24 protein-coding genes and 1 pseudogene are annotated in these 21,596 nt (G+C 72.6%); 18 read left to right on the top strand and 7 right to left on the bottom strand.

The window, feature by feature from the left end; genetic code table 11:
* Window positions 1-5: 5 nt before the first annotated feature.
* Window positions 6-782 (bottom strand): enoyl-CoA hydratase family protein, encoded by a 777-nt coding sequence (locus tag ABZ919_RS18330; protein ID WP_361248561.1) that lies wholly within the window; start codon window positions 780-782, stop codon window positions 6-8.
* 79 nt (window positions 783-861) lie between these two features.
* Here ABZ919_RS18330 and ABZ919_RS18325 point away from each other — a divergent pair, with 79 nt between their 5' ends.
* The gene (locus ABZ919_RS18325) at window positions 862-1,677 is read left to right on the top strand and encodes an SDR family oxidoreductase (RefSeq protein ID WP_361248560.1); all 816 of its coding nucleotides are present in this window, start codon (window positions 862-864) and stop codon (window positions 1,675-1,677) included.
* Window positions 1,674-2,681 carry an SDR family oxidoreductase gene (locus ABZ919_RS18320; RefSeq protein WP_361248558.1) on the top strand — a complete coding sequence of 336 codons (1,008 nt, stop codon included), beginning with the start codon at window positions 1,674-1,676 and terminating at the stop codon, window positions 2,679-2,681. Before ABZ919_RS18325 ends, ABZ919_RS18320 begins: the two co-directional genes overlap by 4 nt.
* Here ABZ919_RS18320 and ABZ919_RS18315 read toward each other — a convergent pair.
* The gene (locus ABZ919_RS18315; protein WP_361248557.1) at window positions 2,668-4,377 is read right to left on the bottom strand and encodes a carbohydrate binding domain-containing protein; all 1,710 of its coding nucleotides are present in this window, start codon (window positions 4,375-4,377) and stop codon (window positions 2,668-2,670) included. The genes ABZ919_RS18320 and ABZ919_RS18315 overlap by 14 nt on opposite strands.
* A gap of 381 nt (window positions 4,378-4,758) precedes the next feature.
* On the opposite strand from ABZ919_RS18315, the gene msrA reads away from it, so the two are divergent.
* Together msrA and ABZ919_RS18305 are read left to right on the top strand one after the other, a co-directional pair.
* The gene (gene msrA / locus ABZ919_RS18310; RefSeq protein WP_361248555.1) at window positions 4,759-5,298 is read left to right on the top strand and encodes a peptide-methionine (S)-S-oxide reductase MsrA; all 540 of its coding nucleotides are present in this window, start codon (window positions 4,759-4,761) and stop codon (window positions 5,296-5,298) included.
* 340 nt (window positions 5,299-5,638) lie between these two features.
* Window positions 5,639-6,028, top strand: a complete 390-nt coding sequence (locus ABZ919_RS18305; RefSeq protein ID WP_361248553.1) for a hypothetical protein — start codon at window positions 5,639-5,641, stop codon at window positions 6,026-6,028.
* A gap of 145 nt (window positions 6,029-6,173) precedes the next feature.
* Here the strand turns inward: ABZ919_RS18305 and ABZ919_RS18300 are convergent, their stop codons facing one another.
* The 3 genes and pseudogenes from ABZ919_RS18300 to ABZ919_RS18290 all read right to left on the bottom strand — a co-directional run bounded on the left by ABZ919_RS18300 (window position 6,174) and on the right by ABZ919_RS18290 (window position 7,966).
* Window positions 6,174-7,247 (bottom strand): NAD(+)/NADH kinase, encoded by a 1,074-nt coding sequence (locus ABZ919_RS18300; protein WP_361248551.1) that lies wholly within the window; start codon window positions 7,245-7,247, stop codon window positions 6,174-6,176.
* Window positions 7,248-7,414: 167 nt separating this feature from the next.
* Window positions 7,415-7,541, bottom strand: a pseudogene (locus ABZ919_RS18295) (AraC family transcriptional regulator); the annotation flags it as partial.
* A 230-nt stretch (window positions 7,542-7,771) separates the two neighbouring features.
* Window positions 7,772-7,966 carry a DUF2795 domain-containing protein gene (locus ABZ919_RS18290; protein WP_361248549.1) on the bottom strand — a complete coding sequence of 65 codons (195 nt, stop codon included), beginning with the start codon at window positions 7,964-7,966 and terminating at the stop codon, window positions 7,772-7,774.
* Between the two features lie 330 nt (window positions 7,967-8,296).
* Between ABZ919_RS18290 and ABZ919_RS18285 the strand changes: the two genes are divergently transcribed.
* The 5 genes from ABZ919_RS18285 to pqqB all read left to right on the top strand — a co-directional run bounded on the left by ABZ919_RS18285 (window position 8,297) and on the right by pqqB (window position 13,306).
* On the top strand, window positions 8,297-8,620 hold the full coding sequence (locus ABZ919_RS18285) for a DUF2795 domain-containing protein (protein ID WP_361248547.1): 324 nt from the start codon (window positions 8,297-8,299) through the stop codon (window positions 8,618-8,620).
* A gap of 112 nt (window positions 8,621-8,732) precedes the next feature.
* Entirely contained in the window at window positions 8,733-10,247 is a 1,515-nt protein-coding gene (locus ABZ919_RS18280; protein ID WP_361248546.1) for a cytosine permease, read from the top strand.
* Window positions 10,244-10,795 (top strand): cysteine hydrolase, encoded by a 552-nt coding sequence (locus tag ABZ919_RS18275; protein WP_361248544.1) that lies wholly within the window; start codon window positions 10,244-10,246, stop codon window positions 10,793-10,795. The genes ABZ919_RS18280 and ABZ919_RS18275 overlap by 4 nt, the downstream gene beginning before the upstream one ends.
* A gap of 832 nt (window positions 10,796-11,627) precedes the next feature.
* On the top strand, window positions 11,628-12,026 hold the full coding sequence (locus ABZ919_RS18270; RefSeq protein WP_361248542.1) for an SseB family protein: 399 nt from the start codon (window positions 11,628-11,630) through the stop codon (window positions 12,024-12,026).
* A 389-nt stretch (window positions 12,027-12,415) separates the two neighbouring features.
* Window positions 12,416-13,306, top strand: a complete 891-nt coding sequence (gene pqqB / locus ABZ919_RS18265) for a pyrroloquinoline quinone biosynthesis protein PqqB (protein WP_361248541.1) — start codon at window positions 12,416-12,418, stop codon at window positions 13,304-13,306.
* A gap of 14 nt (window positions 13,307-13,320) precedes the next feature.
* Here pqqB and ABZ919_RS18260 read toward each other — a convergent pair whose 3' ends face one another.
* Window positions 13,321-13,719, bottom strand: a complete 399-nt coding sequence (locus ABZ919_RS18260) for a MarR family transcriptional regulator (protein ID WP_361248539.1) — start codon at window positions 13,717-13,719, stop codon at window positions 13,321-13,323.
* Between the two features lie 76 nt (window positions 13,720-13,795).
* The gene (locus tag ABZ919_RS18255; RefSeq protein WP_361248538.1) at window positions 13,796-14,146 is read right to left on the bottom strand and encodes a VOC family protein; all 351 of its coding nucleotides are present in this window, start codon (window positions 14,144-14,146) and stop codon (window positions 13,796-13,798) included.
* Window positions 14,147-14,700: 554 nt separating this feature from the next.
* Here ABZ919_RS18255 and ABZ919_RS18250 point away from each other — a divergent pair.
* The 9 genes from ABZ919_RS18250 (at window position 14,701) to ABZ919_RS18210 (ending at window position 21,541) form a co-directional block, all read left to right on the top strand.
* The gene (locus ABZ919_RS18250; RefSeq protein ID WP_361248758.1) at window positions 14,701-14,988 is read left to right on the top strand and encodes an ArsR family transcriptional regulator; all 288 of its coding nucleotides are present in this window, start codon (window positions 14,701-14,703) and stop codon (window positions 14,986-14,988) included.
* Between the two features lie 64 nt (window positions 14,989-15,052).
* A complete protein-coding gene (locus ABZ919_RS18245) occupies window positions 15,053-16,012 on the top strand; it encodes an SMP-30/gluconolactonase/LRE family protein (RefSeq protein WP_361248536.1) in 960 nt (319 codons plus the stop codon).
* Window positions 16,013-16,079: 67 nt separating this feature from the next.
* Window positions 16,080-16,541: a fluoride efflux transporter CrcB gene (gene crcB / locus ABZ919_RS18240; protein ID WP_361248535.1), complete on the top strand. Its 462-nt coding sequence runs from the start codon at window positions 16,080-16,082 to the stop codon at window positions 16,539-16,541.
* A complete protein-coding gene (locus ABZ919_RS18235) occupies window positions 16,538-16,912 on the top strand; it encodes a DUF190 domain-containing protein (protein ID WP_361248533.1) in 375 nt (124 codons plus the stop codon). Before crcB (ABZ919_RS18240) ends, ABZ919_RS18235 begins: the two co-directional genes overlap by 4 nt.
* The gene (gene crcB / locus ABZ919_RS18230) at window positions 16,909-17,283 is read left to right on the top strand and encodes a fluoride efflux transporter CrcB (RefSeq protein ID WP_361248531.1); all 375 of its coding nucleotides are present in this window, start codon (window positions 16,909-16,911) and stop codon (window positions 17,281-17,283) included. The genes ABZ919_RS18235 and crcB (ABZ919_RS18230) overlap by 4 nt, the downstream gene beginning before the upstream one ends.
* A 75-nt stretch (window positions 17,284-17,358) precedes the next feature.
* Window positions 17,359-18,195, top strand: coding sequence for an undecaprenyl-diphosphate phosphatase (locus ABZ919_RS18225; protein WP_361248529.1), 837 nt, complete (start codon window positions 17,359-17,361; stop codon window positions 18,193-18,195).
* Between the two features lie 171 nt (window positions 18,196-18,366).
* Complete coding sequence (locus ABZ919_RS18220; protein WP_361248756.1) at window positions 18,367-19,047, top strand: FadR/GntR family transcriptional regulator; 681 nt, start codon at window positions 18,367-18,369, stop codon at window positions 19,045-19,047.
* On the top strand, window positions 19,044-20,483 hold the full coding sequence (locus ABZ919_RS18215) for an amino acid permease (protein WP_361248527.1): 1,440 nt from the start codon (window positions 19,044-19,046) through the stop codon (window positions 20,481-20,483). Before ABZ919_RS18220 ends, ABZ919_RS18215 begins: the two co-directional genes overlap by 4 nt.
* Before the next feature lie 41 nt (window positions 20,484-20,524).
* Window positions 20,525-21,541 (top strand): asparaginase, encoded by a 1,017-nt coding sequence (locus tag ABZ919_RS18210; protein ID WP_361248525.1) that lies wholly within the window; start codon window positions 20,525-20,527, stop codon window positions 21,539-21,541.
* Window positions 21,542-21,596 lie beyond the last annotated feature (55 nt).

The raw sequence follows: 21,596 nt of genomic DNA, 5'->3' as shown, positions 1-21,596 counted from the left end.
CCTGCTCACGACGGCTCCTCCTGCTCCGCTGCGACGGTGTCCCGGTCCCGGCCGAAGGTGTCGCGGACGCGGTCGGCGACGCCGCTGAGACCGGCCTCGAAGGTGAAGCCCTGCTCGAAGCGGTAGCTGCGGCGGACGTCGACCGGGTCGATGCCGTTGATCGCCGCCTTGGCCAGCCGGATCAGGGACCCGTCCTTGGCGGCGATCTCCTGCGCCAGCTCCACCGCTGTGCCCCGCAGTCGCTCGCGCGGGACCACCCGCCACACCGAGCCGTACCGGTGCAGCTCCTCGGCGGTGACGGTGCGCGAGGTGTAGTACAGGACCCGCATCAGGTGCTGCGGCACCAGCCGGGCCAGGTGGGTGGCCGCGCCCAGAGCGCCACGGTCCAACTCGGGCAGGCCGAAGGACGCGTCGTCGGCGGCGACGATCGCGTCGGCGTTCCCCACCAGGCCGATGCCGCCGCCCAGACAGAAGCCCTGCACGGCGGCCACGACCGGGACCTCGCAGTCGTACACGGCGGCGAACGCCTCGTAGCAGCCGCGGTTGGCGCCGATGAGCGCCGCCTGCCCGGCCGTGCCCTGCAGCTCCTTGATGTCGACGCCGGCGCTGAAGCCGCGGCCTTCGGCGGCGAGCACCACGCAGCGCACCTTCGGATCGGCTCCGGCGGCGCGCACCGAGGCGGCCAGCTCGTGCCAGCCGTGCACGGGAAGGGCGTTGACCGGTGGGAAGTCCACGGTGACGACGACGACACCCGGTTCGGGGACGGAGGTGGAGACACCCATGAGCGGATCAGCTACCTTTCCACCAAACGTTTGTTAGGCGAGAAGGTAGCAGCGGAGCGGGCCGTACGGGAGGTGTCCATTGGCGGCGATCATCGATCTCACCGGACGCGTGACGGTCGTCACCGGCGGCACCCAGGGTGTCGGCGCCGGCATCGCGCGGGCCTTCCTGGAGGCCGCTGCGGACGTGGTCATCTGCGCGCGCCGGCCCCCGGAGGCACCCGTCGAGGCGGCCGGCCGCACCGCCCGCTTCCTCCCCCTCGACCTGCGCGAACCCGACGCGGTCGGCGCCTTCTTCCCGCGGGTCCGGGACGAGTACGGCCGCCTCGACACTCTCGTCAACAACGCCGGCGGCGCCCCCTTCCGGTTGCTCGGCGAAGGCGGAGCGGCACGGCACGCCCGGGTCGTGGAGCTGAACCTCCTCGCTCCCCTCACCGCATCGCTCGCCGCGCACGAGGTGATGCTCGGTCAACGGGCGGGCGGGTCGATCGTGATGATCGGGAGTGTGAGCGGCACCCGTCCCTCACCGGGCACCGCGGCGTACGGCGCGGCCAAGGCCGGCCTGGACAGCCTCGCCCGCTCGATGGCCGTGGAGTGGGCGCCGCGGGTGCGGGTCAACACGGTCGTACCCGGCATGGTCCGCACCGAACTGTCCCATCTGCACTACGGGGACGAGGACGGCATCGACGCCGTCGCCCGCACCGTCCCGCTCGGCCGGCTCGCCACGCCCGCCGACGTCGGCGACGCGTGCGTCTTCCTCGCCTCCGACCGGGCCGCCTACATCAGCGGGGCGAGCCTGCACGTGCACGGCGGAGGAGAGCGCCCCGCCTTCCTCGACGCCGCCGGCGTCAACCGGCAGCACGCCCCACGCCACCCGACGAAAGGACTGGCACCATGACCGGACTGTGCACCGGACGCGTCGCCGTCGTCACCGGCGCGGGCCGCGGCCTGGGCCGCGCCCACGCCCTCGCCCTCGCCGCCGAGGGAGCCAGGGTCGTCGTCAACGACCTCGGCGTCGGCCTCGACGGCACCGGCGGGACCTCCGGACCGGCGGGGCGGGTCGTCGACGAGATCCGCGCCCTCGGCGGCGAGGCGGTCGCGCACGGCGGTGACATCGCCACCTCCCAGGGCGCGGCCTCGCTCGTCGCCACCGCCCTGGCGGCCTACGGCCGCCTGGACACGCTGGTCAACAACGCCGGGTTCCTGCGCGACCGCATGCTCGTGAACCTCGACGAGGACGACTGGGACGCGGTCGTGCGCGTCCACCTCAAGGGCCACTTCCTGCCGCTCAGGCACGCCGCCGCACACTGGCGTGCCGAGGCGAAGGCGGGACGCACGCCCGAGGCCCGCGTGGTCAACACCGCTTCGGGAGCCGGGCTGCTGGGCAGTGTCGGCCAGGGCAACTACTCCGCCGCCAAGGCCGGCGTCGTCGGCCTGACCCTCGTCGCCGCCGCCGAACTGAGCCGCTACGGCGTCCAGGTCAACGCCATCGCCCCGGCCGCCCGGACCCGGATGACCGAACGGGCCTTCGCCGAGGCCATGGCCGCCCCGGAGGACGGCGGCTTCGACGCGATGGCCCCGCAGAACGTCTCCCCGCTCGTGGTCTGGCTCGGCTCCGGCGCCTGCGCGGGGGTGACGGGCCGGGTCTTCGAGGCCGAGGGCGGCCGCATCACGGTCATGGAGGGCTGGCGCCCCGGCCCCACGGCCGACAAGGGCGCCCGCCTGACCCCGGCGGAGGCAGGCGCGACGGCGCTCGAACTGCTCGCCGGGGCGGAACCCCCTCAGCCGGTCTACGGAGCACTCCAGGCCCGTCCGCCTGGCTCGCCGTGCCGTGCGGGCGGGGCACCACCGCGGCCGGCAGACCCGGCGAACCTCTGCGGTCAGAGGACTAGCCCAGAGTGAAGTCGTCGGCGTGCACGTCGGACTGGCCGTACCAGCCGTGGACGTAGACGGTGACCGTTCCGCTGCTGCCGGTGGTGAACGCGACCTTCAGCTGGTTCCAGTTCGCGTTGTCGGACCACGTACTGGCGGTCGCGCCGCCGCTGACCCCGATGTAGGCGTAGGCACCCTCGACCCAACCGGTCAGTGTGTAGCTGTGGTTGGGGGAGAGGGTGACGGTCTGGTCGCATTCGCCGGTGCTGCTGGAACTCGGGCTGACCTGGAGGGCGTGGCTGCCGGTGTGGACGGGGCCGGAGACCACGGTGCTGCCTGCCGTGCAGGTCCACGGGCTCAGAGCGCCGGTTTCGAAGCCGGCGTTGGTCAGCGAGCCCCCGCCTCCGCCACCCCCGCCGCCACTGCTGGTGACGGTGAGTGTGTAGGTCGCACTGTGGCTGCCGCCGGCGGCGCTGCCGGTGACGGTGATCGGGTAGGTGCCCGCGGCCACGGACGAACCGACCGTCGCGGTCAGTGTCGAGGTGCCCCCGGACGTCACGGATCCGGGGCTGAAGGAGACGCTGACCCCGGTGGGGGCGCCGGAGGCGGAGAGGCTGACGGATTCGGCGCTGCCGGCCGTGACGGCCGTGGAGACGGTCGCGCTCGCGGAACCGCCCTGGGCGATTGACGCGGAGCCCGGAGAGAGGGACAGGGAGAAGTCACCGGACGTGCCTCCGCCTCCGCCCGAGCTGCCCTCGTACGGCACGAAGGCGTCCGTGAACGCGAGACTGTTCTGGCTGATCCCGCTGCAGGTGGAGAGCGAATTGGCGCTGCCGCTGCACGGCTGGTCCCGGTTGACCGACCAGAACGCCAGCCGCCCGACGCCGTTCTGCGCCGCGAAGCTCTCCACCGTCTGGGCGTCCGCCAGGGTGAACGTGGAACCGTCGTCGTTCTTGCCGATCATCGGGGTGATCCCGAGGTTGGCGTAGGAGTAGCCGGAGTCGACCGACTGCATCTGCGCCAGCGTGGCCTTCGCGGCCGAGACCGCGCCCTGGCCCATCTCGGTGCCGGTGCCGGCGTAGTAGTCCATGGTCATGATGTTGACCACGTCGATCTTGACACCCGCGTTCTTGGCGGCCTTGAGGATGTTGACGCCGTCGTTGGTCAGGCCGCTTGTCAGGACCGGCAGGGTCATGGAGAACTGCAGACCGGGGTCGGCCGCCTTGAGGTCCTTCATCGCCTGCATCTGGCGGGCCGCGGCCGCGGTGTCCGCGACGGCGGCGCCCTCGACGTCGAAGTCGAGCCGGGTGACGCCGTAGTCGTCGATGATGGCCTGGTAGCCGGCGTCGATGCTGCTCTGGGTGGAGCAGGTCCAGGCGAGCGGTTCACCGCTCGCCCCGCCGGAGGAGATGATGACGGAGGCGCCCTCGGCCCTTGCCCTGGCGATCTCGGGGTCGGTGTAGGAGTCGTTGCCGAGGGGCAGCGTGTCGCCCCAGATCTGGTTGCAGCCTTCGCCGAGCACGAACGCCGCTGTGTAGGCCTTGAGCCGGTGTCCTGTGATGGCCGTGTCGAGCAGTCCTTCCTGGCCGTTCGACATGTCGGCATAGGGGGCGACGGAGTAGACCCTGCTCGCCGCGGCGCTGCCGGCAGGTGCCAGAGCGACGACGGCGCCGGTGGCGGCGAGCGCGAGAGCGCACACGGAAGCCGCAGATCTTGCCAGGTGCATGACAGTGCCCCTTTCGGGGATGCCCGCGGGCGGGGAGTGGTGGGGTGGGTTGCGCAGGGCGGAACGTTGGTACATACCAAAGCGCCGACGGGTGATCCCGTCAAGAGGACTAGACCAACTCTGCACCGGATTTCCGGTGCCGGTGGTCCTGTGGCGTGCCGGGCGAACCCGGAACTGGCGAGCGGGAGTTGAGTGAAGGGGCCGGCCCCGGCGCCGGGTACCGGGCGGACGGGGCGCCGGGGGTGCCGGCCCGCGGCATGCCGCGGCCGCGGCGCCCCAGGGCGCCCGTTGCTCGGACGCTCAGGGCCGGTACTAGGCTGGATGACCGTGCAACCGGCACGACGACCGCGCCGGGCTCGTCGAGCGTCAGGGAGTGGACCGATGACCGTGGGAACCGAGCGGGCCGTGCTGGCAGGCGGCTGCTTCTGGGGGATGCAGGATCTGATCCGCAAGCAGCCGGGTGTGGTGTCCACCCGCGTCGGCTACAGCGGTGGTGACACGCCGAACGCCACGTACCGCAACCACGGCGACCACGCCGAGGCCATCGAGATCGTCTTCGATCCCGCGGTCACGACCTACCGCGACATCCTGGAGTTCTTCTTCCAGATCCACGATCCGACCACGAAGGACCGCCAGGGCAACGACCTCGGGCGAAGCTACCGGTCCGCCATCTTCTACGGCGACGAGCAACAGCACCGAGTGGCCGTGGACACGATCGCGGACGTCGAGGCGAGCGGGCTGTGGCCGGGGAAGGTGGTCACGGAGGTGGAACCCGTGGGCGACTTCTGGGAGGCGGAGCCGGAGCACCAGGACTACTTGGAGCGCTACCCCGACGGCTACACGTGCCACTTCCCGCGGCCGAACTGGAAGCTGCCGCGGCGGGAGCAGTCCACGACGAACCAGGCGTCCTCGGCGAACTGACCGGCGGGGACTGCGACGGGCCCTGCCGTCCCCGCGCAGGCTCGCCCGCCCGATCGATGCGTGCGCGATCCCCGGATCCACTCGTTCCGTCCCTGTTCCTGGGTACATCGTGTCGGTACGGGTGGCCTGAGTCCGCCGGGGGCGCCGTCGAGACGGTTTCCCCCGCGGCCCAAGAGCGTCGCGGCCGCGCGGCGGTTCGTGCGGTCGGCGCTGGGCGGCCTGGCACCGCAGACGATGGAGACCGCCGAGCTGCTGGCCGCGGAACTGGTGACCCACGCGGTGCTGCACGCGCGCACCGACGTCGAGATCCAGGTGCCGGGCCGGCGCCGGCCGGGTGCACGTGGGGGTCGTCGACGGCTGCCCGGAGTACCGTCCCGCGCTGCAGGCGCGCCCGGTGTACGCCTGTACCGGATGGGGCCTGGCACTGGTGGAGGACCTGTCCTCCGCTCACGGCGTCCCCGTCGAGGAGCACCGCAAGACGGTCTGGTTCGCCCTGTGGTCGCACGCGCCGGCGCCGCCCTCGTCACCGTGGGAGGCGGCGCCGCCCTCCGGCCGGACGGCGCCGGTCACGCTGACCGACCTGCCCCACCCGCTGTACCTGGCGGCGCAACAGCACCGGGAGGCACTCCTGCGCGAGCTGACCCTCGTCTCGTTCACCGGTCGTCCGACCGGCGTACGGCACCACGAGCTCGTCACCGCGCAGGACATCAGCAGCCGGATCCCTGTGTGACGGCCGCCACGGAGCACGGTGCCGGCGGCCCCGTGCTCGGCCTGCGCCTGGCGTTCCCGGCGGATGCCGCGCCGGCCGTGGCCACCGCCACCCTGCGCGCCGTGCTCGACATGGCCGACGCCGCGGCCCAGCAGGGCACCGGACGTCAGGCCGACCCGTGCCCGTCGTCGGGAGCCGGCGGCAGCGCGAGGTGGGCGAGGTCGCCCGGCGGTGGTGTGGTCACCGGCCACAGCGGAGTGGCCTCCCCGTCGGCGAGCGCCGCCGGCGCGTCGGTGAGGTTCATGCGCTCGCGCAGCCGGCCGTAGAAGTCCGTCGGACCCAGCCGGACCGCCTTCAGCCGGCGGGGCGCGGCGTACACGCCGATCCAGTCCCCCGGGCTCAGCACTCCGCGGAGCTGGCCGTCGATGCTGACGGCGGCCTGGCCCGACCGCTGGAGGATGCGCAGCGCGACGGGCTCGTCGGGGGCGGCCACCACCGAGCGGTTGAACACCATGTGCGGGGCGACCGGCGTGAAGACCAGGCCCTCCGCGCGCGGCGAGACCACCGGGCCGCCGGCGGCGAAGCTGTACGCGGTGGAGCCCGTGGGCGTGGCCACCAGCAGCGCGTCGGCCGAGTAGGAGGCCAGGAGCCGGCCCGCCAGATAGACGGCGACCGACACCTGCCGGTCCCTGGCGAGCTTCTCCACGACGACGTCGTTCAGCGCGGTGACGTTCAGGGCGACACCCCAGTTGTCACCCGTCCGGCACTCCGCGCGCACCGCGGGCGGCGGCAGCATCGGCCCGCGGCCGTACCGCAGCAGCGCCTCCATCTGCGCGGGCACCTTCAGGCGGCACGACGCCCGCATGGTGAGGAGCATCCGGCTCTCCACGGTGATCCGCCCGGCCAGGACCGTGTCCAGAGCCGTGCGCACCGAGGGAACCGGAACCTCGGTCAGGAATCCGACGCGGCCGAGATCGACACCGAGGACCGGGACGTCGCTCTCCGCCGCCAGCCGTGCCCCGCGCAGGAAGGTGCCGTCGCCGCCGAGGGTGACGATGAGGTCCGGGTCGCCCGCCGCGTCGACCTCCTCCCGGGCGCTGTGGCGCGCCCCCTCCTGCCACACGTCGATGTCGGCGCACCCCACGGCGTGCTCCGCGCACCACGCGCGCACCGCGTGCGCCGCGGCGACGGCCTCGGGTCGTCCTCCGTGCACCACCAGACCGACACGGTTCACCGTCATGCCCGCCTCCACACCGTCGTACCGCCTCCCGGCCGGAATGCTCCCGTCCGCCATCCTCGCCGCGGACCGCACCGGCGCGGCACGCGCCACGCCGCGAGCGCGGCAGCCCGGTCGGCGTGCGGGGCGAAGGGTGAACACGGCCGCTGGGGCCGCCGGCACGAGGCCTCTCAGACGAACGGTCCGCGGGCGTCCGCCGCCCGGGAGCCCGGCGTATGGCCGAACGTGCGGCGGAAGACATCGATGAACGCTGGCCGAGGACCAGCCACAGCGGTGCGCCACCGTGGTCACCGGCGTCGTCGAGCCGGCGCGGACCGCCGTGACACCGGGACCGCCCGAACCGCCCCTGACAAACGCCGAGGAGAGACACCGCACACCGCACACCGCAGGACCCGCTCGCCCCGCGCCTGTGACCAGCGGCGATCCGATCCGCCGCATCACGCAGGCCTCGCAAGGCCGGCGCAACGACCTTGGACACGCGCGCGGCGGCCGGGGCAGGAAGCCCGGCCGCCGCACGCCGGTGGCGGTCATTCGTTCTGGAAGACCGCCTTGCTCACCTCGGCGGGGTTCTGGAACTCCTTCTTCCCTAGGTGCGCGATGCGCTCGTTGACCTCCTTGGACGCGTGGTTCTTCCGGGCGACCTCCCGGAGCTGCTCCGAGTTGGCCGGATACTCCGCGCCGGACAGTGCTTTCTGAAGGTCAGGGGGGCTGATACCCGCCATGGCTCCTCCAGGCGGTGAGATGGTGCTCGGGCTGTACGTCGGCGCCGCACGCTGCGCCGGGACTGCACAGGTACCCACCCCCTGGCACCGGATTCACGGATTCCCCCCGGCCATGGGAGGCGGGGCGGACGGGTACTCGGGGGCTTCGAAACGGACACCGACGCGTGTGGGAGGCCCTATGAGCGAGAACACCCCTCCGCAGGCGGAGGGCGAGCGGGAGACCGACGACGCACAGGCGGAGCAGCCGCCACGCACGACCCCGGTCCCAGGCGGAGGGCCAGGACACCGCGGAGGGGAAGACCGAGCAGGACGACGAGTGAGGGAGGCGTCATGAGCACGGCACGCCCCAGCCTCCCCGAGGTGCTGGCCGCGCTGAAGGACGTGTCGTACCCGGCCGACAAGGAGCGGCTGGTCACGGCCGCGCGTGCGGCGGGCGCGTCGGACGGGGTGGTCAAGGCGCTGCGCGGCATTCCCGCCGAGCAGTACACGGGCCGTGAGGACGTGGCGAGGTCGGTTCGGGCGGACCCGGACGCCGGCCTCGGCCACACCGCAGCACAGCGCGCGGAACGTGCACGGCAAGGCGGCAAACCCGGGCTCTCCCAACACCTGCGGGAGGAGCCGAGGACAACGATCCAGGAGGAGTTCGACCGCTGAACGGCGGCTGCCGGCAGGGCCGTTCGGCCGCCCTGGCCCGTCCTTGACGGCCACGGGGCCCCGGCCTAGCGTCGGTGGACACGTCCGGACAGGCAGGGCAGGTGGCTCGGCGATGACGCAACCGCAGGACCCGCTCGGCGTCACCGACGGCGGATCTCCCGGCCGCCCGCTGCGAGTGGAGACGCACGGGCTCGACGTGATCGGGGACGCCGAGCGCAAGGGCGCCCCGAGCACGCTGTTCTGGCCCTGGTTCGGAGCCAACGTCTCGGTGCTCGGCCTGAGCTACGGCGCCTTCGCGTTCGGCTTCGGCATCTCCTTCTGGCAGGCCCTCGCCGCCGGAGTGCTCGGCATCGTCGTCTCGTTCCTGCTGTGCGGGTTCGTCGCGGTCGCCGGAAAGCGCGGCTCGGCGCCCACGATGGTGCTCAGCCGGGCGGCGTACGGAGTGCGCGGCAACCGGCTGCCGTCGGTGGTCTCCTGGATGCTCACCGTCGGCTGGGAGACCGTCCTCATCGCGCTCGCCACGATGGCCACCGCGACCGTCCTCAGCCGTCTCGGCTGGGGCGGCGGCACCGGGACCGAGGTCGTCGCCCTGACCGTGGTGGCCGTACTGACCGTGACCGGCGGGGTCATGGGCTTCGGCCTGATCATGCGGCTGCAGACGGCCATCACCGTGATCACCGGCGTCCTGACCGTCGTCTACGTCGGACTCGTCGCCGGCCACGTCCACTGGAGCACCGTCAGTGCCGTCCCGGCGGGTTCCGCCCAGGAGTTCATCGGTGCCCTGGTCTTCATGATGACCGGCTTCGGCCTCGGGTGGGTCAACGCCGCCGCCGACTACTCCCGCTATCTGCCCCGGAGTTCGTCAGGCCGGGGCGTGATCGGCTGGACCACGTTCGGTGCCTCCGTGGCGCCGCTGCTCCTGCTGGTCTTCGGACTGCTGCTGGCCGGGTCCTCGCAGACGCTCAGCAAGGCGATCGCAGCCGACCCGATCGGCGCGCTCACCACGATCCTGCCGACCTGGTTCCTGGTGCCGTTCGCCGTGGTCGCGGTGCTCGGCCTGGTCGGCGGCGCGGTCCTCGACATCTACTCCTCCGGCCTGGCCCTGCTCTCGGCCGGTCTGCCGGTGCCCCGCCATCTGGCGGCCTTCCTCGACGGCCTCCTGATGATCGCCGGTTCGGTCTACATCGTGTTCTTCGCCGGCGACTTCCTCGGCCAGTTCATGGGCTTCCTGACGACCCTCGGCGTCCCCATCGCCGCCTGGTGCGGCATCATGCTCGCCGACCTGGCCCTGCGCCGCCGCGACTACGACGAGGGCGACCTCTACCGCCCGCACGGCCGCTACGGCGACATCCTCCCGGCACCCCTGGTGCTGACCCTCGGCGCCACCGCCGTCGGCTGGGGCCTGGTCACCAACACCGCGGCGGGCTGGCTCACCTGGCAGGGGTACCTCCTCGCTCCTCTCGGCCTCGGCGGTAAGACCGGATCCTGGGCCCATGCCAACCTCGGGGTCCTGGCCGCCCTGGTCCTCGCCTTCCTGGGCACCCTGCTGACGGGCCGGGGCAGGGTCCGCGCGCAGGAGGAGCGGATGCCGAGCCCGGCGTCCGACGAAGGGGTGCTCAGCGCATGACCGCCGGACACCTCGCCGTCATCGACATGCAGCGGGTCTTCGCCGACCCGGCGAGCCCCTGGGCCACCCCCCGGTACGCCGACGCGGCCGCGGGCGTCCGCGGTCTGCTGCCCGCCTTCTCGGGCCGCGTCACCTTCACGCGCTTCCTCGCGCCCCGGGCACCGGCCGGAGCCTGGCGTGCCTACTACGACCGGTGGCCCTTCGCCCAGCGACCACCGGACGCCGGCCTCTGGCAGCTGTCCGACGAGTTCGCCGAGCCGGTCGCCCCGGTCGTGGACGCCACCACCTTCGGCAAGTGGACCCCGCAACTCGCCGCCCGGCTCGGCCCGGACGACCGCCTGGTGCTGGCCGGTGTCAGCACCGAGTGCTGTGTGCTCTCCACCGCCCTGGCCGCCGCGGACGCCGGCACCGAGGTGCTGGTGGTCGCGGACGCCTGCGCGGGCGTGGACGACGACTCCCACCTCAAGGCCCTGCAGATCATGGAGCTGTACGGGCCGCTGATCCGCGTCACCACGATCGACGACCTGCTCGCGGAGCCCGGTCCGTGACCGGCGTCCCGCTCGAGCCCCGGCGGATCAGCCGGCGCCTGACCCGGGAGGTTGGCGACGGCACCTGCCCGCCGGACACGCCCTCGCCCAGCGGTTCGGCATCAGTCGTACGGCCATCCCCGCCGCCCTCGCCGAACGGTGTGAGGAGGGCCTGATCGGGCCTGATCACCACCCGCACCGGCCAGGCCCCCCACGTCCTCTTCGACGACCGCCGCCCACCGAGCGACCGGCTCGGCCAGGCCCGCGCCCTGGCCTCCACGACGCGGACACGGCGGCCGGTACCCTCGCCGGACGCGAGGCGTACGAGGCGGCTGTCGCCGGGGAGCTGGGTCCGGGGCAGGACGGGTACCAGTACGGGGAGCGGAAGCGGGAGCGGGGAGCGGGCCGCGGACGGCACCGGCGTGGCGTACGAGCGCGGTTTTCCGGCCCCGGTGCCGCTGATCCGCGAGGTGCCCGCCCGCAGCCTCGGCCGGCAGCCGCTCACCGGGCTGTTGTCGCGGGCTCCGGCACCGGCCGGAGCTAGGGGACCAGCAGTGTCCGGGCGTCCCCTCGACGCCCGGGAGGCGCAGCCGCTGTGGCGCCCGCCGGGCGACACGCTCCAGGAGACCCCCGGGACGCAGGGCTGCGCCGGCACAGGGTTCCGTCCCCTGAAGGCGGCGGCCTTCGTCGCCCGATTCTCACCGTTCCGGGCCACCGCCGGGTCGGGACACCACCGGATCTCCGGTCGATCCGCACGCATGTCCGCGAGCCCACCGGGTACGCGAGGCGGAGCACGCCCGGGAGCGGAGCCGCACCGGGTGGCCGAAACACCGCCGCTACCTGGGGATCTGCTATGGAGACACCCGCACACAACGACCTGCCGACGCCGGCCCAGCAGGCGCTGGACGCGCTCGCCTCGAACGCCGAGGACCAGGCCGCGCTGGACGTACTCGCCCACAGTGACGTGCTCGTCCCCGTGCCGGACGACGCGATCGACGGGGAGGGCGCCGACGCCACCACCGTGGCCCTGCCCGTCCTCGAACAGCCGGGAGGCGACCCTGTCGTCCCCGTCTTCACCACGGAGGGCGAGATGGCCGGCCTGCTGCCGTTCGTCTCCCGCTACCGCCTCATCCCGCTGGGCGCCCTGGCCTCCCAATGGCCCGAGGAGGAGCTCTCCCTGGCCATCGACGGCAACTCCACCCACGCTCTGACGCTCACGTCACAGGGGGTACGCACGCTGCTGGCCAGGTGACGGCCCCCCCGCGGGGCCGTGTCGAGCACGCGGCTCCGCCGCGGGGTCGCGAGAAGCGTCCGCCCCCGCACCCGCGCCCGCACCCATGCGTGAAGCGTTTGCCCCGCACCCCCACCCGCACCCGCACCCCCACCCCCACCCCCACCCGCACCCGCCGCGCACGAGAACGTCCGCACCCGCACCCACGCGGGAAGCGACGGCACCGGCACCCGGGAAGCGTTCGCACCCGCCCCATCGGGCGGGAGCCCGCCCCCTCGGGCGAGAGAACGACGCCGCCGCGGCGAAGGACGGCCGGAACTGCCCCCTGCCAAGGGGTGGTCACAGGGCTCCGGACGGGGAAGATCCCCGGCGAGAGACACAAAGCGCGGCGCGCGAAGGAGCCGATGGTCGTGAGGGTCGTCCTGCTGGGCACCGCCGCCGGTGGCGGCTTCCCGCAGTGGAACTGTGCCTGCTCACTGTGCAGGGGCGCCCGGGACGGCAAGCTGCCCTCCCGTACCCAGGAGTGCGCTGCCGTCACGGGCAACGGCCGTGACTGGTGGCTGCTGAACGCCTCGCCCGATCTGCGTGCCCAGCTCAGCGCCACACCGGCGCTGTGGCCCGGTCCCGGCCCACGGGACACCCCGCTGCGCGGCGTCCTGCTCACCGACGCCGAGGCCGACCATGTCACGGGCCTGGGCGAACTGCGCGGAGCGGCGGGGCTGAAGGTCTATGCCGCCCCGCCGGTCCGCGCCGTGCTGGCCCCCGCCCGTGCCGCCCTGGACCGCTACGCACCCTGGGAGTGGGCGGACAGCCTGGCCGACGGCGGTTTCGTGCTGGCGGGCGGGCTGGTGGTCACGGCCCATCCGGTGGGCGCGAAGATCCCCAGGTACGTACCGGCGCCGACTCCGGAGCCGGCCGACGCGTGGGTGACGGCGTACCGCATCGAGGATCTGGCCAGCGGGGGAGTGCTGGTGTACGCGCCCTGCGTGGGCGCCTGGAGCCAGGCCCTGGACGAGCTGTGCGCCGAGGCCGACTGCGTACTGCTGGACGGCACCTTCTACGCGGCCGACGAGATGGGGACGACGGTACGGCCCGGCGCCGGGCAGGCCGCCATGGGCCACCTTCCGGTCACGGGCCCGGACGGCACCCTCGCGGCGCTGGCCCGGCATCTCGGCGCCCGCCGGATCTACACCCACCTCAACAACACGAACCCGCTGCTCGACCCGGCGTCACCGGCACGCGCGCATGTCGCCGACGAGAGCATCGAGATCCTGCCCGACGGGGCCGAGCTGGTGCTCTGACGTGACGGCCGTGCCTAACGTTCCTGCCCGGTGAGCATGCGCTCCAGCACGGCGCGCTGCAGCGGCAGCACCTCGGCGTGCAGCGTGCGGCCCTTGGAGGTGAGGGCCACCCACACCCCGCGCCGGTCCTCCGCGCACACCGAGCGTTCCACCAGCCCGTCCTTCTCCAGCCGGCCGATCAGCCGGGACAGCGCGCTCTGGCTGAGATGGACCCTCCCGACCAGGTTCTGCACCCGGCACTGGTCGCCCTCTGCGGGCGACTCGGCCGCCAGGATGTCCAGCACCTCGAAGTCGCTGGCGCCCAGCCCGTGCGGGTGCAGGGCCCGGTCGATCTCGCACATGGTGCGCGCGTGTACGGCGAGGATGTCCCGCCACCGTTCCTCGAGCCGGGCGTCGGCCGTCTTGACTGCCATACCCGCACCGTAGCACCGATCCCGTCAATCGTTGAGTGTGCAACTACTGCGGGTGCAAGCGCGGCCGGGCCGGTGCTCAGGCGGCCGGATCCTGGAGCAGGCCGATCAGGTTGCCGTCGGCGTCCCGCACGGAGGCGATCAGCCGGCCGTTGCCGACGTCCCGTACGTCCTGGACCACCTCGGCGCCCGCCTCCAGCAGGCCCGCGAGCCGCTCCCGGAGGTCGGTGACGTGCCAGTACGGCACCGGTCCGGTCAGGCCCTGGGCGTGCCCGTTCGGGTCGAGGCCCACGTCCTGGCCCCCGGCCTTGACGCCGACGTAGTAGGGCTCGTTCACATAGGGCTCGACCCCCAGCAGGGCGGTGAACAGTGCCTTGGCACGGTCCCTGTCCTTGACGGGGTAGATGATCGTCTGCACGCCGGCGGTCATGGGAGTCTCCTTCTGGGATGCGCGGCCCGGCGGCACGTCCGCCGGTGCACCTCACGCTAGAGCCGCGGAGCCCGGCGCGGCTTCTTCGATCCTGACCGCTTGCGGGCCCGATCCCGACCGCTTGCGGATCCGGGTGGCCCTCCTCCTTGTGCAGCACTTCGGCGACGGTGAGGCGGGCGGCGCGGTCGGGCGGCCACCAGCGCGCCAGCACGGCGATCACGAGCCCGGCCGCCGCCGGTTCCGCCAGCCTCGGCGCGTGCCGGACGTCCGTCGTGGACGACGGCGGGGTGATGTCGGCTCCCGCCGTCATCCGGGGGATCACCGTCTCGTACGCGGCGATGCCCAGCGTGACCCCGAGCACCGACCCGATCGCCCCGAGCACCGCCATCGACGTCACCGTCATCACGGTCACCTGGCGCGGGGTCATATGCACATCCTCGGTCGCACGGCCGTTCGGTACCGGACAACGACCGCCGAGTCCCGCACGCGACGGCGTCGCCCGGGTCAGAGTTGGGAACACTGCGTACGAGGAGGCCGGGGACGGAGGCGGACGGATGACGGGAACCCCCTCGGGCCGGATGCGGCGGACGATTCTGGAATGGCTCAAGGACCCCGAGACCCACTTCCCGGCGCCCCGGGGCCGCGACCTCGCCGAGACGGGCGTCACCGCGCGGGCCGTGGCCGCCAAACTGGGTGTACCGCGCCGCACCGCCCTCGCCCATCTGGACTTCCTCACCCGGCTCGGCCTGCTGCGCACCCGCCGCGTCCGCTGCCGCACCCGTTACCGGCGCGACGAGATCCGTATCGCCGAGGTGGCCCGGGTGTTCGAGAAGGGCTGGTGAGGAAAGGACACTGGGTGCACGGCCGGCCGGCAGGGCGGGCCGGCCGACGGCGAAGGGCACGCACGTGGACCGATCCACGGCACTCGTCCCGCTCCACTACGTCTCCCTGGGTGCCCGCGGCCCCGAGGACGTCGTGGCCGACGGGCAGGGGCGCGTGCTGACCGGAGTGGCGGACGGCCGGATCCTGCGCGTCCACCATCTGGGCTCCCCGCGCACGGCCCGCGTGGAGGTGCTGGCCGACACCGGAGGCCGCCCGCTCGGACTCGAACCGCTGCCGGACGGCGGCCTGTTGGTGTGCGACGCGGAACGCGGCCTGCTGCGCGTCGACCCCGGCGCGGGCACCGTCCGCGTCCTCGCGGACTCGGTGGCGGGGGAACGGCTGCGCTTCTGCAGCAATGTCGTCGCCCTGCCCGACGGCAGCGTGTACTTCACCGTCTCCAGCCGCCGCTATCCGCTCGGCCGGTGGATCGGCGACATCGTCGAACACAGCGGCACCGGACGGCTGCTGCGCCTTCCGCCCGAGGGCGGGGCGCCCGAAGTCGTCCTGGAGGGGCTGCAGTTCGCCAACGGTGTGGCGGCCGGCGCCGACGGCTCCTTCCTGGTGATCGCCGAGACCGGCAGCTGCCGCCTGACCCGCTACCACCTCACCGGTCCGAAGGCCGGCCGCACCGATCTCTTCGCCACGCTTCCCGGCATGCCGGACAACCTCTGGCGCGAGGGCCCCGGCGGCCCGTTCTGGGTGGCGCTCGCGAGTCCCCGGGTCCCGCCCCTGGAGCTCCTGCACCGCAGCCCGCCCGCCGTGCGCGGCGCCGCCGCCCGGGCCGCCGTGCACGCGCCGTACCGCCCGGCCGGGACGATCGGCGTGATGGCCCTCGACGACGCGGGACGAACGGTCCGGCACCTGACGCGCCGCCGCTCCGGCTTCCGCATGGTCACCAGCGTCTGCGCGACCGGGGACCACCTCGTCCTCGGCAGCCTGCACGAGCGCGGGGTCGCGGTCTGCGCACGGTCAGGCGCCCGCTGACACGGCGGTACCCTGGTGCCCGGCCGTGATCACCCGTCGGGGCGGGCCGAACAGGAGACGTACCAGCATGACAGCCCCGGAAGCCGAGAGCCTCCGCGCCCGCAGCGCCCCCGGGGGGCGCTCCGAGCGGCGTGCCCAGACGCCCGTCGTCACGGTGGTCGCCCTCGGCGGCGCCCTCGGCGCCTGTGCCCGCTACGGCCTCGCCCTCGCCTGGCCCACGCCGCCCGGCGGCTTCCCCTGGGCGACTTTCTGGACCAATGTCATCGGCTGCGCGGTGATCGGTATCTTCATGGTCCTCATCACCGAGGTGTGGGCCGCGCACCGCCTCGTCCGCCCCTTCTTCGGCACCGGCGTGCTCGGCGGCTTCACCACCTTCTCCACCTATGCCGTCGACATCCGCAAACTGGTCGGCGCCGGCCGCCCGGAAGCCGGACTCGCCTATCTCGCCGCGACCCTGTGCGCGGCCCTCGCCGCGGTGTGGCTGGCTTCGGTCGCCGCCCGCCGGGTGCTCGTCAGGAGGCAGGGATGACATCACTCTCGGGCCGGGCCCTCAGGCTGACCGTCTACATCGGCGAGGACGACACCTGGCACCACAAGCCCCTCTACTCCGAGATCGTCCACCGCGCGCACGCGGCCGGTCTCGCCGGGGCGAGCGTCTTCCGGGGCATCGAGGGTTTCGGTGCCTCCTCCCGCATCCACACCGCACGCCTGCTGTCCCTGAGTGAGGACCTGCCCGTGGCCGTCGTCGTCGTGGACACCGAGGAGCGCGTACGCGCGTTCCTGCCGCAGCTCGACGAACTGGTCGACGAGGGTCTCGTGACCCTGGAGGAGTGCGAGGTGGTCCGGTACGTGGGACGCGGTCCGGGCGGTACGGATCCGAAGGGTGAGAAGTCTTCGTGAACTGGCTGCTCGTCGTCGCGGGAGCCGTGGTCGGCGCACCGCTGCGCTATCTCACCGACCGTGCCGTGCAGGCCCGCCACGACTCGGTCTTCCCCTGGGGCACCTTCGTGGTGAACGTCACCGGGTGTCTGATCCTCGGGCTGCTCACCGGCGCGGCCTCCGCCGGGGCCGCCGGGCCCCATCTGCAGCTTCTGCTGGGCACCGGGCTGTGCGGCGCGCTGACGACGTACTCGACGTTCTCCTACGAGACCCTGCGGCTCGCCGAGGCCGGATCCGGCCTCTACGCTTCGGTGAACATCGCGGCGAGCGTCGTGTCGGGGCTCGCCGCGGCCTTCGCCGGGGTCTCACTCGCCCACGTCTTGTGGGGTTAGGCGCTTGCCACAGGGCCGGGCGCAGCAAGTACTGTCTACAACACTGTCGACCAACTCTCCTCAGAACTGGATCCCATGAGCGCCATCTCCGTCGGTCAGGCCGTAGTCCTCGGAGTAGTCGAGGGGGTGACCGAGTTCCTCCCGGTGTCCTCCACGGGTCACCTCAAGATCGCCGAGGGACTCATGGACATCCCCGTCGACGACAAGTCAGTGGTCGGGTTCTCGGCCGTCATCCAGGTCGGTGCCATCGCCGCCGTGCTCGTGTACTTCTTCAAGGACATCAAGCGGATCGTCTCCGCCTGGTTCCGCGGGCTGACCAACCGCGAGGAGCGCTACCACCACGACTACAAGTTCGCCTGGTGGGTCATCGCCGCCACCGTTCCGATCGTGCTGGTGGGTCTTGCCGCCAAGCCGCTGATCGACGGCCCGCTGGCCTCTCTGTGGGTGGTGGCCGGTTCGCTGATCGTGGGCTCCGGCGTCATGTGGGCGGCCGACCAGATGGGCCGCCACAAGCGCGGTGAGGACGACACCTCCTTCAAGGACGCCATGTGGGTCGGCTGCTCGCAGATCCTCGCCCTGCTCTTCCCCGGCTTCTCCCGCTCCGGCGCCACCATGTCCACCGCGCTGATCCTGGACCTCGACCGCGTCGCCGCGACCCGCCTGTCGTTCTTCCTCGGCATCCCGGCGCTGACCGGCGCGGGCATCTACGAGCTGAAGGACGCCCTCGGTGCGGGCGTGGGCGCGGCCCCGCTGGCCGTCGGCACCATCGTGTCCTTCGTGGTCGCCTACGCCTCCATCGCCTGGCTGCTGAAGTTCGTCGCCAAGCACTCCTTCAACGCCTTCGTGATCTACCGGATCCTCATCGGTGCCGGCGTGCTCGGCCTGCTCGCCACGGGCACGCTCACCGCCTGACCGACCTGTCCTGATCACCCACGGGGTGCGGATGCCTGTATTCGGGCGCCGCACCCCGTGCATGTTTCTCACGGGGCGCCTTGACAGCCCCTGCCCACAACCCGGAGGATCGCTCCCGTGAACCTGTCAGACAGCCAGACAGGTGGCCTGGGCCCCCGGCGCGTGAGCGCCATGGAAGCCGTCCTCGGCCACCTCCGCGGCGCCATCGAAAGCGGCCGGTACGCCATCGGTGACAAGCTCCCCTCCGAGGCGGAACTGTGCCGCACCCTCGAGGTGTCCCGCCCCGTGCTGCGCGAGGCGCTGCGCGCGCTGCAGACGATGGGGCTGACGGTCTCCCGGACCGGCAAGGGCACCTTCGTCGTCGCGAACGCCGTCGAGGACCCCACCTTCGGCGACTACGCGGCCAGCGACCTGCTCGAGGTGCGCCGGCACGTCGAGATCCCCGTCGCCGGATACGCGGCCGTGCGCCGCACCCCGGAGAACCTGGACCACCTGGCCCACCTGCTCGACCGCATGGAGCGGGAGACGGACACCACGGCGTGGGTCGCGATGGACACCCTCTTCCACCTCGCCGTGGCCGAGGCCGCCCAGAACCCGGTCTTCCGCCGGGTCATCGAGGAGATCCGCGACGCACTGGCGCGTCAGTCGGCCTTCCTCAACGAACTGGGCGGGCGCCGCGAGCAGTCCAACCGCGAGCACCGGGCGATCGTCGAGGCGCTGATCGACGGTTCCGAACACGACGCCGTCCAGGCCATGAGCCACCACCTGGACCGCGTCGAGACGACCCTCACCGACATCGTGCGCCCCCAGCGGACGGACGACCTCCCCACGGAAGGCGGACCCGAGGCGTGAGCGAGCAGCACCTCAAAGACGAGACGCGCCCCTCGTCCGGCCATGTCGACGCCGGAGACGCCGGCTACAGCAAAGGCCTGAAGCACCGGCACGTCAACATGATCGCCATCGGCGGAGCCATAGGCACCGGCCTCTTCCTCGGCGCGGGCGGCCGGCTCGCCGACGCCGGGCCCTCCCTCTTCATCGCGTACGCGCTCTGCGGCGTCTTCGCCTTCCTGGTCGTCCGCGCCCTCGGCGAACTCGTCCTGTACCGGCCGTCCTCCGGTGCCTTCGTGTCGTACGCCCGGGAGTTCCTCGGGGAGAAGGGCGCCTACACCGCGGGCTGGATGTACTTCCTGAACTGGGCGACCACCGGCATCGCCGACATCACGGCCGTCGCCACCTACACCCACTACTGGGGCATGTTCTCCGACGTCCCGCAGTGGGTGATCGCGCTGGCGGCGCTCGCCGTCGTGCTGACCGTGAACCTCATCTCGGTGAAGATCTTCGGCGAACTGGAGTTCTGGTTCGCGATCGTCAAGGTCTCCGCGCTGGTCGTCTTCCTGTGCATCGGCATCTTCCTGCTGGTCACCCAGCACCCGGTCGACGGCCACCACCCCGGCCCGTCCCTGATCACGGACAACGGCGGCGTCTTCCCCAACGGCCTGCTGCCGATGCTGCTGATCATCCAGGGCGTCGTGTTCGCCTACGCCTCCGTCGAACTGGTCGGCGTGGCCGCCGGCGAGACCGAGAACCCCGAGAAGATCATGCCGAAGGCGATCAACTCGATCATGTGGCGCGTGGGCCTGTTCTACGTCGGCTCCGTCGTCCTGCTCTCGATGCTGATGCCCTGGAACGATTACAGCGCCGCCGAGAGCCCCTTCGTGACGGTCCTTTCCCACATCGGCGTGCCCGCCGCCGGCGACGTGATGAACCTGGTCGTGCTGACCGCCGCCATGTCGTCCCTCAACTCCGGCCTGTACTCCACCGGCCGCATCCTGCGTTCCATGGCGATGAGCGGCTCGGCCCCGAAGTTCACCGGGCGGATGAGCCGCAGCCAGGTCCCGTACGGCGGAATCCTGCTCACCAGCGGTATCTGTGTCCTCGGCGTGGGCCTCAACTACGTCGTCCCCGCCGACGCGTTCGAGATCGTCCTCAACTTCGCGGCGATCGGCATCCTCGCGACCTGGGGCATGATCATGATCTGTCACCTGTTCTTCTGGCGGAAGACCCAGAAGGGCGAGCTGACCCGGCCGTCGTACCGGCTGCCGGGCTCCCCCTGGACCGAAGTCGCGACGCTGGCGTTCCTCGCCTCCGTCCTGGTCCTCATGTACGCCGACGGCGGCGCCGGACGCACCACCGTGCTCTGTCTGCCGCTCATCGTCGCAATCCTGGTCGCGGGCTGGTACGGCATCCGCGGCCGGATGTCCCGCACCTCCACCGGCGCCGACGCGTGACCCGCGTACCGGGCGACCCCGACCCATCGATGCAGGCAGTGATGTACAGCAGTTTCCCCGCCGACGCACCCGTCGTCCGCGAACCCCTCCACGCTCCCGTCGCCCACCTCGTCCGCGCCGGGGTCGTCGAGGGCGTCCACTACGGCTCCGTCGTCGTCCTCGGCGCCGACGGCAAGGTGGAGTTCCAGCTCGGCGACATCGAAGCCGCCTTCTACCCGCGCTCGGCCGTCAAGCCCCTCCAGGCCGTGGCCATGGTGCGGGCCGGGCTGCCGCTCGACGGCGCACTGCTGTCGCTGGCCGCCGCCAGCCACTCCGGCGAGGAGCGCCACCTCGCCGGCACCCGGCGCATCCTCGAACTCGCCGGACTCGCCGAGGAGGACCTGCGCAACGTCCCCGACATGCCGTACGACCCGGCCGTCCGGGACGCGTGGGTCCGTGAGGGCCGGACGCCCTCCAGGCTCGCCCAGAACTGCTCCGGCAAGCACGCGGCCATGCTGTGGACCGCCAAGCTCAACGGCTGGTCCGTGCAGGACTACCTCGACCCGAAGCACCCGCTCCAGCAGGCGATCGCGGAGATCGTCGAGGACCTGACCGGTCAGCGGATCGCCCGGGTCACGGCGGACGGCTGCGGCGCGCCGCTGTTCTCCATCTCCCTGCACGGCCTGGCCCGCGCCCTGTCCCGGATCACCTCCGCAGCCCCCGGCACGCCCGAGGCGAAGGTCGCCGACGCGATGCGCGCGCACGCCGAGATGGCTTCCGGAGCGGGGCGTGACGTCGCCGCGCTGATGCGGGCCGTGCCCGGGCTGCTCGCGAAGGACGGCTTCGAGGGCGTGCAGGCCGCCGCCCTGCCGGACGGCCGGGCCATCGCGGTCAAGATCGCCGACGGGGCGAACCGGGCGCGGGTTCCGGTGGCTGCGGCCGCGCTTGCCCGTGCGGGCGTCGATCCCGGGCTGCTGACCGAGTTCACGGGGGAGCCCCTGTTGGGTGGCGGGGAGCCGGTCGGGTGCGTACGGGCTGTGCGTGCGCTGGATCCGGTTCCGTTCACTGCCTGCGCGTAGTTCGCCGCATAACCGGTGGGGCCTGCGCGTCGTCGCCGGTCTGCGGATCGTCCGT

This window comes from Streptomyces sp. NPDC046759 (assembly GCF_040645475.1).
Classification (GTDB): domain Bacteria; phylum Actinomycetota; class Actinomycetes; order Streptomycetales; family Streptomycetaceae; genus Streptomyces.
The sequence above is the reverse complement of the archived record's forward strand: the minus strand, read 5'-3'. Positions and strand labels throughout refer to the sequence as shown.